This is a genomic window from Amycolatopsis kentuckyensis (assembly GCF_041679295.1).
In the GTDB taxonomy this organism is placed as follows: Bacteria; Actinomycetota; Actinomycetes; order Mycobacteriales; family Pseudonocardiaceae; genus Amycolatopsis; species Amycolatopsis kentuckyensis_A.
Map to the genome: position 1 here is coordinate 1,160,211 of NZ_JBGDMD010000002.1, position 11,522 is coordinate 1,171,732.

12 protein-coding genes are annotated in these 11,522 nt (G+C 73.3%); 8 read left to right on the top strand and 4 right to left on the bottom strand.

Translation table 11 applies throughout. The features are described from left to right. Nucleotides 1-6: 6 nt before the first annotated feature. Nucleotides 7-960: a LysR family transcriptional regulator gene (locus ACERZO_RS11670; protein WP_372664559.1), complete on the bottom strand. Its 954-nt coding sequence runs from the start codon at nt 958-960 to the stop codon at nt 7-9. Between the two features lie 138 nt (nt 961-1,098). Here ACERZO_RS11670 and ACERZO_RS11675 point away from each other — a divergent pair, with 138 nt between their 5' ends. After that, nucleotides 1,099-1,899 carry an alpha/beta hydrolase gene (locus ACERZO_RS11675; protein ID WP_372664560.1) on the top strand — a complete coding sequence of 267 codons (801 nt, stop codon included), beginning with the start codon at nt 1,099-1,101 and terminating at the stop codon, nt 1,897-1,899. A gap of 4 nt (nt 1,900-1,903) precedes the next feature. Further along, nucleotides 1,904-2,698, top strand: a complete 795-nt coding sequence (locus tag ACERZO_RS11680; RefSeq protein ID WP_372664561.1) for an SDR family NAD(P)-dependent oxidoreductase — start codon at nt 1,904-1,906, stop codon at nt 2,696-2,698. Between the two features lie 17 nt (nt 2,699-2,715). Here the strand turns inward: ACERZO_RS11680 and ACERZO_RS11685 are convergent, their stop codons facing one another. After that, entirely contained in the window at nt 2,716-3,453 is a 738-nt protein-coding gene (locus ACERZO_RS11685) for a hypothetical protein (protein WP_372664562.1), read from the bottom strand. A 95-nt stretch (nt 3,454-3,548) separates the two neighbouring features. Beyond that, complete coding sequence (locus ACERZO_RS11690) at nt 3,549-3,926, bottom strand: hypothetical protein (RefSeq protein ID WP_372664563.1); 378 nt, start codon at nt 3,924-3,926, stop codon at nt 3,549-3,551. Nucleotides 3,927-4,015: 89 nt separating this feature from the next. Here ACERZO_RS11690 and ACERZO_RS11695 point away from each other — a divergent pair, with 89 nt between their 5' ends. Further along, entirely contained in the window at nt 4,016-4,879 is an 864-nt protein-coding gene (locus ACERZO_RS11695; RefSeq protein ID WP_372664564.1) for an SDR family oxidoreductase, read from the top strand. A 111-nt stretch (nt 4,880-4,990) separates the two neighbouring features. After that, complete coding sequence (locus tag ACERZO_RS11700) at nt 4,991-6,094, top strand: ANTAR domain-containing protein (protein ID WP_372664565.1); 1,104 nt, start codon at nt 4,991-4,993, stop codon at nt 6,092-6,094. Nucleotides 6,095-6,141: 47 nt separating this feature from the next. Here ACERZO_RS11700 and ACERZO_RS11705 read toward each other — a convergent pair whose 3' ends face one another. After that, nucleotides 6,142-7,218, bottom strand: coding sequence for an ArsR/SmtB family transcription factor (locus ACERZO_RS11705; RefSeq protein WP_372664566.1), 1,077 nt, complete (start codon nt 7,216-7,218; stop codon nt 6,142-6,144). A 103-nt stretch (nt 7,219-7,321) separates the two neighbouring features. On the opposite strand from ACERZO_RS11705, the gene ACERZO_RS11710 reads away from it, so the two are divergent. Genes ACERZO_RS11710 through ACERZO_RS11725 form a run of 4 tightly spaced genes read left to right on the top strand, consistent with a single transcriptional unit; the run spans nt 7,322 to nt 11,477 of the window. Continuing rightward, entirely contained in the window at nt 7,322-8,068 is a 747-nt protein-coding gene (locus ACERZO_RS11710) for an amino acid ABC transporter permease (RefSeq protein WP_372664567.1), read from the top strand. After that, nucleotides 8,068-8,796 carry an amino acid ABC transporter ATP-binding protein gene (locus tag ACERZO_RS11715; protein ID WP_372664568.1) on the top strand — a complete coding sequence of 243 codons (729 nt, stop codon included), beginning with the start codon at nt 8,068-8,070 and terminating at the stop codon, nt 8,794-8,796. The genes ACERZO_RS11710 and ACERZO_RS11715 overlap by 1 nt, the downstream gene beginning before the upstream one ends. Nucleotides 8,797-8,817: 21 nt before the next feature. Next, nucleotides 8,818-9,639, top strand: a complete 822-nt coding sequence (locus ACERZO_RS11720) for an ABC transporter substrate-binding protein (protein ID WP_372664569.1) — start codon at nt 8,818-8,820, stop codon at nt 9,637-9,639. Beyond that, nucleotides 9,639-11,477: a CocE/NonD family hydrolase gene (locus ACERZO_RS11725; protein ID WP_372664570.1), complete on the top strand. Its 1,839-nt coding sequence runs from the start codon at nt 9,639-9,641 to the stop codon at nt 11,475-11,477. The genes ACERZO_RS11720 and ACERZO_RS11725 overlap by 1 nt, the downstream gene beginning before the upstream one ends. The last annotated feature ends 45 nt before the right edge of the window (nt 11,478-11,522 follow it).

Genomic DNA, 11,522 nt, shown 5'->3' on the forward strand with positions numbered 1-11,522 from the left:
CACGCGTCAGGCGAGGTCTCCCGGCGGCGCCCACAGCGGCGCGGCATCGGCTCGCTCGGGGTGCAGCCAGCGGTGCCGGCTCGCCGTTTCGCGGGCGATCCGCAGGTACTCCCGGACGGTCTCCGGCGGCTCGCCGTCCCGCCACGCCAGCGACCACGGGTAAACGGGCTGCAGCTCCCGGGGCCGGTGGACCGGGACACCGCGCTCGGCATACCGGCGCGCGTAGCTGTCGAACTCCAGCAGGAACGCGCTGTCCGTCGCGCGGCCCAGGGCGGCGTAGCAGTGCTCGAACGTGCCGGGGTTGCCCAGCCAGCGCAGGGCCAGGCCGGTCTGCTGCTCGAGCGCGGTCAGGTACCGGCCGTGCACGTTGTACAGCGCCGTGCCGGGAGCGTCCGCGAACACCTCGAGGGGACGCTCGTGCAGCGACGCGGTCGCCCGCCGCGGGTCGCCGGGGCGCCCGATCAGCCGGAACGGCTCGAGCCGCAGCCGCTCGTGCCGCCAGCCCGCCGGGTGCTCGGCCGTCAGCGCGGCGGTGACGCGGATGACCGCGACGTCGAGGAGGTCGTCGAGGAGCGCGGCGAGCTGGCGGGCGCTGTCCATCTGGCTCTGCACCAGCTGGACGCCGGGGTGGGCGGCGACGAACGCGTCGGCGACCACGCGGCTGGTGTCCAGCTCGAAGATGTGCGCGACCCGCACGCGGTTCGGCGCGGGCTCGCGCAGCATCTGCTCGGCGGTGGCCAGCAGCTGCCGCGCGTGGTGCAGGAACCGCTCGCCGCGCGGGGTCAGCGTGACGTGGCGGCTGTCGCGCACCAGCAGCGGCGCGCCGACGTCGGCTTCGAGCCGGCGGATCTGCTTGGACAGCGCCGGCTGGCTGATGAACAGCTTGGCGGCGGCCCGGCCGAAGTGGAGCTCGTCGGCGACCGTGACGAAGTACCGCACCAGCCTGAGGTCGAGGTCCATCCGGGCCTTCCCGCGCGAGGGGAACAGAGCGCCAACGATGCCATTCCGGCTATCGATGCGCACGCACCAGGTCCTGGACGCCGGGGCCGCGGACCGGTTGGCTGTCGGCAGGAGAACCGGCTCGAAGCGGAGGACGCGATGGCAGACACGGGAACCCCGGTCGTGTTCATCCACGGTCTGTGGCTGCACGCCACGTCGTGGGACCCCTGGATCGACCACTTCCGGGCCGCCGGGTACGCGCCCGTCGCGCCCGGCTGGCCGAACGAACCCGCCACCGTCGAGGCGGCGCGCGACAACCCCGACGCCGTCGCGGACACCTCCATCGACGACGCGACGGACCACTACGCGTCGATCATCGCCGGCCTCGACCGGCCGCCGGTGATCATCGGCCACTCGTTCGGGGGCCTGATCACCGAAAAGCTGCTCGGCCAGGGCATCGGGCTCGCCGGCGTCGCGATCGACCCCGCGCAGATCAAGGGCGTCCTGCCGCTGCCGCTGGCGCAGCTGCGGGCCGCCCTGCCCGCGCTGGGCAACCCGGCGAACCTCCACCGGTCCGTTTCGCTGACCGAGAAGGAGTTCCGGTTCGGCTTCGGCAACGCGCTGAGCGACGAGGAGTCGTCGGAGCTGTTCCGGCGCTGGACGATCCCGTCGCCGGCCCGGCCGCTGTTCCAGGCCGCGGCCGCCAACTTCGTGCTGCACTCCCAGGCGAAGGTCGACACCCACCGCGCGGACCGCGGCCCGCTGCTGCTGATCTCCGGCACCGCCGACCACACCGTCCCGGACGTGGTCACCCGCTCGACCCTCAAGCAGTACCGGGACTCCACCGCCGTCACCGAGCTCAAGCAGTTCGAGGGCCGCGGCCACTCGCTGACCATCGACAGCGGCTGGCGCGAGGTCGCCGACGCCGTGCTCGGCTGGCTGCGCGAGCACGGGGTCTAGGCCGGTGGACCTGGGTCTGGACGGCGCGGTCGCCGTCGTCACCGGGGCCAGCCGCGGCATCGGCCTCGCCGTCGCCGAAGCGCTCGCCGCCGAGGGCGCCCACGTCGTGGCCGGGGCCCGCGAGCCGGGGCCCGACCTGGAGGCGCTCGTCCACGCCGGGAAGGCGCACGCGCTGGCCGTGGACCTCGGCACGGCCGAGGGCCCCGGCCGGCTTGTGGAGCTGGCGTTGAGCGAGCTCGGGCGCGTCGACGTCCTGGTCAACAACGTCGGCGCCGTCACCCCGCGGCCGGACGGCTTCCTGCTGGTCACCGACGAGGAGTGGACGCGCTCGCTCACGCTGAACCTGCTGAGCGCGGTCCGGGCGACCCGCGCGGTGCTGCCGTCGATGGTGACGGCCGGGCGGGGCAGCGTCGTCACGATCGCGTCGATCAACGCCACCCTGCCCGACCCCGGCGTGATCGACTACAGCGCGGCGAAGGCGGCACTGGTCAGCTTCACGAAGTCCGTGTCGAAGGAGTTCGGTCCGCGCGGCGTCCGTGCCAACGCGATCAACCCGGGCCCGGTCGCGACGGACCTGTGGCTGGGCGCGGGCGGCGTCGCCGAGACGATCGCCGCGACCACCGGGGCGGACGCCGCGTCCGTCGCCGACGAGGCCGCCGCCCACGCCGTCACCGGCCGGTTCACCCGGCCGGCCGAGATCGCGAACCTGGCCGTGTTCCTGGCCAGTGACCGGGTGGCGGCGAACATCACCGGCACCACGGTCACCGTCGACGGGGGCTACACGACCGAACTGCACTGAAATCCCGCTGACGCCGGCTACGCCCCGGGGCCGGAGTAGATCTCGGACGCCTTGGGGGCGGTGACGGTCGTCGGCTTGTCCCAGTCGGAGAACTCGAGCGTGCCGCTCTTGGGCTCCTGCATGCGCAGCAGGTAGTGCGGCTCGCCGGCGGCGATGGTCGCCGTGCCGTCGGGGCTGGTGAACGTCAGGGCCGGGATGCCGTCGGTCGTGGTCTGGCCGCTCGCGGTGAACGTCGCCGAGTCCAGCTGGCCGACGGTGTTGTCGGTGAACGTCTTGTAGTCGAGGAACTGCTTGAACGCCTCGCCGATGCCCGCGCCGATCTGCGACGTCGAGGGCACCCACTTGTCCTTGAGCAGCTTGCCGACCGACGCCGGGACCCCGGCCTTCTTGACCAGCGAGTCGCTGAACCGGAAGAAGTACTTGTCGCCGGTGCGCAGGACCGGGATCTCCAGGCCGTCCTGCACGACGGTGCCGCTCGCGCTGTCCGGGTTGAGCTGCAGGTCGAGGTTGAGGTTCCCGCCCTCGGAGACGACGCCGCGGACGTGGACGGCCTTGGCCTGCTTCGCGGCGTCGACGACGGCGGAGCCCGCCTTCGCGGCGTCGAGCGAGGCGGCCGCGGGGCTCGCGGAAGTCGGCGCCGAGGTGGCGGCGGCCGGCTCCGCGGTGCCGGTGCCGGTGGTGCTGGAGCACCCGGCGCTGAGGAGGGCGGCGACCGCCCCGGTGGCGATGAGGGCTCCCAGGTGGAGACGAGACATGGTGAGTGGGTCCGTTCGTGAAGGTCCGGGTGTTCCGGACACGAACGGGTTATCGACCGAGTGGGTGATGCGTTACCGCCTGTCGGCCCTGGCGGCTACGTCAAGCTGACCACGACGCCGGTCCGGCCGGGCGGGACCGGGCCGTGGTGCGGGATGACCTGCCCGGCGGGGAAGGCTTCGATGATCAGCATCGGCAGGCCCGGGTTCCGGACGAACCCGCAGCCCCGCTCCTCCGAGCGGGTCGGTGCGGCGTAGCCGGCGGCCATCGCCGCGTCGATCTGGGCGCGGAGGACGTCGGGCCGCGAGCCGCCCCGGAGGGTGATCACGCCGAGCACGAGGGGACTGGTGGACCACCCGCCGCAGGAGAAGGAGTCGTCGAGCACGACACCGTCCCGGGCCCCGATGCGGTCCGCGACGGCCGACAGGTACCGGCGCCTCCGCCCGAACTGGCCGTTTTTGCCGAAAACCCCCATGCCGACCAGGGTAATCCCGCCGGCGTGCCCGAGGCGATGCCCTTGCGCGGCCGTGTGAACCGGGGACCGCCGGGTACTCGGCCGGGATCATGCCCCCGTTCGAGGAGTCAGCCGTGTCCCAGCCCGCCCAGCAGCAGAACCCGCCCGGCTCCACCGCGGAGATGACCCCGCGGCCCGACCACGGCGAACACTCCTACCGCGGCTCCGGGAAGCTGACCGGCAAGGCGGCCCTGATCACGGGCGCGGACAGCGGGATCGGCCGCGCGGTGGCGATCGCCTACGCCCGCGAAGGCGCCAATGTCCTGATCTCGTACCTGAACGAGCACGACGACGCCGAGGAGACGCGGCGCTGGGTCGAGGAGGCCGGGCGCAAGGCCGTCGTCGTCGCGGGGGACGTCGCCGACCCGGCGCACTGCCGCGCCCTGGTCGCCCGTGCGGTCGACGAGTTCGGCCGGCTCGACGTCCTGGTGAACAACGCTGCCTTCCAGATGACGCACGAGACCCTGGAAGAGATCCCGGACGAGGAATGGGACCACACGCTGGCGACGAACCTCAGCGCGTTCTTCCACCTCGCCAAGGCCGCGGTGCCGCACCTGAAGGCCGGGGCGTCGATCATCGGCAGTTCGTCGGTCAACTCCGACAACCCGACCCCGCAGCTGATGCCCTACGACGTGACGAAGGCGGGCGTCGCCAACATGTGTGCCGCGTTGGCGCAGTTGCTCGGCCCCCGCGGAATCCGCGTGAACAGCGTGGCGCCGGGGCCGATCTGGACGCCGCTGATCCCGTCGACGATGCCCGAGGAGCAGGTCGAATCGTTCGGGCAGCAGGTACCGCTGGGCCGCGCGGGCCAGCCGGCGGAGCTGGCCCCGGTGTACGTGCTGCTGGCCTCCGACGACGGCAGTTACGTGTCGGGCGCGCGCGTCGCGGTGACGGGCGGCAAGCCGATCCTTTGACGGCGGGCGGCCGGTCGCGGGCGCTTCCCGGCTCTGCCACAGTAAGGTCACGGATTCCGCGTCCAGCAGAGTGGCGTGCCAGTTTCCCTGGCCGAGCTTTGGGGTACGCGAATGTCCGAACAGCAGCACGCCGCCGGCACGCTGCGCCGCGCTCCCTCGCGCGGTGTCCGCACGCTGGCCTGGCGGGGTGAGCTCGACCTGGCCGCCGCGCCCCGCATCGGCAGAGCCGTCGGCACGCTCGACGAAGACGTCGTCGTCGACCTCGCCGAGGCCACGCTCGTCTCCGCCGTCGTCATCCGGACACTGGTGCGCCTGCACGACCTCGCGGCGCGGCGGCGGCACCGGCTCGTGGTCGTCACCCGCGACCGGATGGTCGCCTGGAGCCTGCGGCAGGCGGATCGCCGCGTCACCGTCGCGAACACGCGCGAGGAGGCGCTCGCGCGGCTGGGCGGCGCAGCGTCGAACGAGGCCGTCGAGGGCCGCTGGGCGCGCAACCGCGCGCGGATCGCCGGGGCGCTCGACGTGCTCTGCGAGCGCTACGGGCTGGCGACGGCCGACGAAGCTTTCGAACTGGTGCGGGAGGCGTCGCAGAGCCACAACGTCACCATCCGCGCGCTCGCCGCGGCCGTACACGCCGTGCCCGCGCCCGCCGGGCCGGTGTGGTTCCCCGGCCGCACCCGCCGGGCCGCGCCGGCCACCGCCCTGCGCCCGGCGGGCCGCACGCCGCCCGCGCTGCTGACCGCCGCGCTCACCATTTCCGTGCGGGTGACCGGCGCGCCGCACGGGGCGGTGCACAGCGTCGAACCCCTCGCCGGCGGCCTCGCGCTGGAGCACCACCACGGCCTCGGCCCGCGGTACGTGGACCTGTTCACCCACCTGGACAGCGGCGCGGCGTGCACCCAGGCGCAGCACCGCCGCGAGCGGGTGGTGGTGCCCGACGTCGCGTCCAGCCCGGTGTACACGTCCGAACACCGCGACGCCGTCCTGCTGGCCGGCGCGCGGGCGGCTCAGAGCACCCCGATCCTCACCCCGGACGGCGCGTGCGCGGGCGTGCTGACCACCCACCACGACCGCGCGGCCGACCTGCCCGGCACCCCGGAGCTGGAGCTGGTGGACCGCGTCTGCGCCGACGCGGGCCGCTGGCTGGACTGGCACAGCCGCACGATCGTCCTCGACGCCCTCGAGCACCTGCACGCCCGCGCCACGTCACGCTGACACGGGACGCTGTGCTCTGTCCTTTTCGGGGGCGCGGCTGAGCGCCGTCACCGCATGATCGTGGTCAGCACGTCGACGCCGAGCTGCATCAGCCGCTGCAGGTCGAGGCGGTGCTGGATCATCCGGCCGTCGCGGCGGGACACAAGCAGGCCCGCCTCGCGCAGCCGGCCCAGGTGGCGGGAGACCTGGGGCACCGTCATCCCCGTCCGCGCCGCCAGGTCGGACGTCGTGATCGGCTCGTTCACCAGGTGGCGGCACAGCGACAGCCGGGCCGGGTCGGCGAGGATCGCCAGCCGCAGGCGGACCTGGGCGAGCGTGTCGCGGGCGCCGTCGCCCTCGACCGGGAAGTGCACGACCACCGGGAACTCCGGGTCGACCTTGACGATCAGGTGCGGCCGCGCGTGCACGGACGGCACCAGCAGGCAGCGGCGGCCGCGCAGGTCGGCGTGCAGGGACTGCAGCTTGTCGAACACCACCGACGCCGGGTCGTGCCGGACCGCCGCGTTCGTGCTCAGCGACGCCAGCGCTTCGGCCACCGGCAGCGCGCTGAGCCGCGCCCGCACGGTCGCGCATTCGCTTTCCAGGCGGTGGGAAACCCGCGCCCACTCGTCGGCGAAGAACTCGTCGGCGCAGGCGCGCAGGACGTCCAGCAGGTCGGCGCGGAACGCGTCCGGATCGGCCACGAGGTGCCGGGCCAGCTCGCCGCGGCCGAACGACCGCCGCTCGCACGAAACGACGTAGGCGTCCCTCGCCGCCGCGTCGCCCAGCAGGTCACCGACCTCGGCCAGGCCACCGTGGATCGCGTCGGCCGCGGTGGCGGTGAAGCGGTCCAGGGGCAGCGCCTCGATCCGGCGCAGCTCGTCTTCGAAGGTCCGCCCGAGCGGCAGCTCGAACGGCAGCAGCAGCCGGCAGCGGCGGCGCGCCCACAGCGGCGCGTAGGTCGTCAGCCTGCCGTGCAGGGCGGCCGAGGTGTCCGCGCGGACGCGGGTGAGCCACGGCCGCACCTCGAAGTGGTGCTCGGGCTCGGCGATCGAGTGCAGGCACGCGAGCAGCTCGGCCACCGGCGACACCCCGGCGACGAGGTCGGCCGCCCGCGCGCCCTGGACGGTCAGCACCACGGACATGCGTGCAGCGTACGACCCATCCTTACCGCGGTCGCGGTAAACGTCGGCGGCGGGTGCGCGAAACGGACCTAGCCTTCCCGGAACACACACGAGAGGCCAGGCCATGCACGACTTCCTGCGCACCTTCTTCGATCTCCGCGAGATCCTGGACGTGTTGCCCGCCCTGCTCACCGAAGGGCTGCGCAACACCCTGCTGATCGCCGCGCTGGCGATCGTCTTCGGCGTCGTCGCCGGCGTGCTGCTGGCGATGCTGCTGCTGTCCCGGCGGCGCCTGGTCCGGCTGCCCGCCCGGATCTACGTCGACGTCTTCCGCGGGCTGCCCGCGATCGTGACCGTCAGCCTGGTCGGCGTCGGCCTGCCCGCCGCCGGCCTGCGGCCCTTCGGCCGCGAACCGCTCGGCTACGCCGTGCTCGCCATCGCGCTGATCTCCGCGGCCTACTCGGCGGAGATCTTCCGCTCCGGCATCCAGGCCGTCCCGGCCGGGCAGCTGCACGCGGCACGCAGCCTCGGCATGCCCTACCTGACGGCCATGCGCGTGGTCGTCGTCCCGCAGGGCGTGCGCAACGTCCTGCCCGCGCTGGCCGGCCAGTTCATCATCGACGTCAAGGAGAGCGCCCTGGTGTACCTGCTCGGACTCGGCTTCGGCCAGCGGGAGCTGTACTTCATCGCCGAGGAACGGCAAGCGGCGACGTACAACTCGTCGGCGCTCGTCGCCGCCGGGCTCTGCTACCTGCTGCTGACGATTCCCCTCACGTACGCGGTGAACCGGCTCGACCGGCGGATGCGCGAAGGACGGCGCTTCACGACGGCCGCGGCGCCGGTCGCCGTCCCGGCGAAGGCGGCCGTCTGATGCCCGCGGTGTCCGTGCGCGGCCTGCACAAGCGTTATGGCCCACTGGAAGTGCTCCGCGACGTCGACCTCGACGTCGCCGCCGGGGAAACCGTCTGCGTGATCGGGCGGTCCGGCTCCGGGAAGTCGACGTTGCTCAAGTGCCTCAACCTGCTCGAGGAGCCCACTTCCGGGGAGATCCACGTCGCCGGCACGGCGATCACCGGCCCCGGCGTGGACGTCGACGCCGTCCGCGCCCGCGTCGGCATGGTGTTCCAGCACTTCAACCTGTTCCCGCACCTGAGCGTGCTCCGGAACGTCACCGCCGCGCTGCGGCACGTCCGGCGCCTCGGCCGGGACGCCGCCGACGCCGCGGCGCTGACCCAGCTGGAGCGGCTCGGTCTCGCGCACCTGGCCCACCAGCGGCCCGGCCGGCTCTCCGGCGGGCAGCAGCAACGCGTCGCGATCGCCCGCGCGCTCGCGATGGAACCCGAAGTGATGCTCTTCGACGAGGCGACCTCCGCGCTCGACCCCGAGCTCGTGAAGGACGTCCTCGACGTGATGCGCTCGCTGGCCGGGTCGGGCATGACGATGCTCGCCGTCACGCACGAAATCGGCTTCGCCCGCGAAGTCGCCGACCGCGTGGTGTTCATGGACGAAGGCCGCGTCGCCGAGTCCGGCCCGGCCCGCGCCACCCTCGACGACCCGGAAACCCCGCGGTTGCGCGACTTCCTCGCCCGCGTCCTCTGAAAGTCCGGAAAGGACACTCCCATGCTGCGCCTCGCCTTCGCCGCGCTCGCCGGCGCCCTCCTGCTCACCGGCTGCGGCGGCACGCCGGCCGCCGACGACCCGTACGGCCTGCTCGAACCGGGCACGATCCGCGCCGCCACCCAGACCAGCCAGCCGCCCTTCGCCTACGGCGACCCGACGGGGAAGCCGGTCGGGTTCATCATCGACATCACCGACGAAGCCGCGAAGCGCCTCGGGCTGAAGGTCGACTACAAGGCGACGTCGGTGACGTCGTCGCTGGCCGGGCTGACCAGCCACCAGTACGACCTCGCCGCGGCCGGCCTCGGCGTCACCGAGGAGCGGCAGAAGAGCGTTTCCTTCACCAAGCCGCTGTTCTGGAGCACCACGGCCGTCCTCACCCCGGCGAAGAGCGCCGCGGCGAAGCTCACCGACTTCGCCGGCCACAAGGTCGGCGTGGTCACCGGGTCGACGCAGGAACCGTTCGTGCCGGCCAAGATGCCGGGCGCGCTGCCGATCGGGTTCCCCAACGCCAACGCCGCGGTGAGCCAGCTGCTCAACGGCAGTCTCGACGCGTTCGTCGTCGGTGGTCCCGATGCCGCGCAGTTCCTCAAGCAGTACCCGGCCCTGCGGCAGGCCGCTTCGGCGCCGGTGGCGCACCCGACGTCGATGGCCGTGCCCAAGGACCACGGCGCCTTGCTGACCGCACTGGACCAGCAGATCGGCGCGATGGTCGCCGACGGCACGTACGCCCGGCTGTACCGCAAGTACTTCACGACCGCGCCGCTGCCGCAGCTCGTCGCCGCCTGGCCCGCGCTCGGGGCGCAGTTCGCGGGTGGGCTCTGATGGGCTGGGAACGGCTGAGCGGCGACTGCTGGCGGCTGGTGCTCGACGTCCCCGCGCGCGACGGCACCACCCTGGTCGCCGACCTCTACGCCGCGCGGCCGGAGCCGCCCGCCGGACCGGTGCTGCTGGAACGCACGCCCTACGGCCGCCGGCTCACGCGCCCTTCGGACGGGGCCGGCCCGCCGTCGCCCGAGGCGGTCGCGCGGCGGTTCGTCGACGGCGGGTACCTGGTGGTGCGCCAGGACTGCCGCGGCCGCGGCGATTCGGGCGGCACGTTCACCAAGTACCTCAACGAGGCCGAAGACGGCTACGACACCGTCGAGTGGATCGCCGCGCAGGACTGGTGCGACGGGCGCGTCGCGACGATGGGCGTCTCCTACTCGGCGCACGCGCAGGCCGCGCTCGCGTCCCTGGGCGCGCCGCACCTGGCCGCGATGTTCCTCGACTCCGGCGGCTTCGCCAGCGCTTACGAAGCGGGCACCCGGATGGGCGGCGCGTTCGAACTGAAGCAGGTGACCTGGGCGTTCCACCGCGCCCGCACGAGCACCGAGGTGCGCGCGGACCCGGTGCTGCGGGCCACTTTGGACTCCGAGGACCTGCGGGCGTGGTTCACGCGGATGCCGTGGCGGCGGGGCGCGACGCCGCTGCGGTTTGTCCCCGGCTACGAGGACTACCTGCTGGAGCAGTGGGAACACGGCGTCTTCGACGACTACTGGCGCCAGCCCGGCATCTTCGCCCGCGGGTTCTACGACCGGTTCCCGGACGTCCCCAGCCTGCACATCTCCAGCTGGTACGACCCGTACGTCCGCACGGCCACCGAGAACTTCCGCGAGCTGGGCCGCAAGAAGCACAGCCCGGCCTACCTCGTGCTCGGGCCGTGGACGCACGGCGCACGCAGCGTCCGGCACGCCGGCGACGTCGACTTCGGCCCCGAGGCGCCGCTCGACGGGAACCTCGACGACGACTACGTGACGATGCGGCTGCGCTGGTTCGACGCCCACCTCGCCGGCGCCGGCGAGCCCCCGCCGCCGGTGCGGTACTTCCTGATGGGCGGCGGGTCCGGGCGCCGGACCGCCGACGGGCGCCTCGACCACGGCGGCCGCTGGCGCACCGCGACGGCGTGGCCGCCGGAGACGGCCGAGGACCAGGTCTTCTACCTGAGCGCCGACGGCGACCTCACCCGTACGCCGCCGTCCGGCACGCACCTGGAGTACGACTTCGACCCGGCGGACCCGGTCCCGACGCTCGGCGGCCAGGTGACCTCGGGTGAGCCGGTGATGAGCGGCGGCGCGTTCCACCAGCGTCCCGACGAGCGGTTCTTCGGGGCGGCGCCGCCGTTCCTGCCACTGGAGAGCCGGCCGGACGTGCTCGTGTTCCAGACGCCGCCGCTGGCCCACGACGTCGCGGTGGCGGGCCCGGTCACGGTGCGGCTGGCGGTCTCGTCGACGGCCGCGGACACGGACTTCACGGTCAAGCTGATCGACGTCCACCCGCCGAGCGAGGACTACCCGCAGGGGTTCGCGATGAACCTGACCGACGGGATCCTGCGCTGCCGCTACCGGGACTCGTTCGCCGAACCGGCGCCGCTGGTGCCGGGCGAGGTCTACGACATCACGGTGGCGGCCCCGGACACGGCCAACCTGTTCCGCGCCGGCCACCGGATCCGGCTGGACGTCAGCTCCAGCAACTTCCCGCGCTTCGACGTGAACACCGGCACGGGTGCGCGCGAAGTGGGCGACCGGCGGAAGGTGGTGGCCACCAACCGGGTCCACGTGGACGGCCGGTCGTGGCTGACGCTCGCGGTCCTCCCGGGCCAGTCGGCGTTCCGGGGCGCCTGAGCGAAGCCCGAGTGTCTTGAATGAGTCATTCAGGTCTTGGGAGGT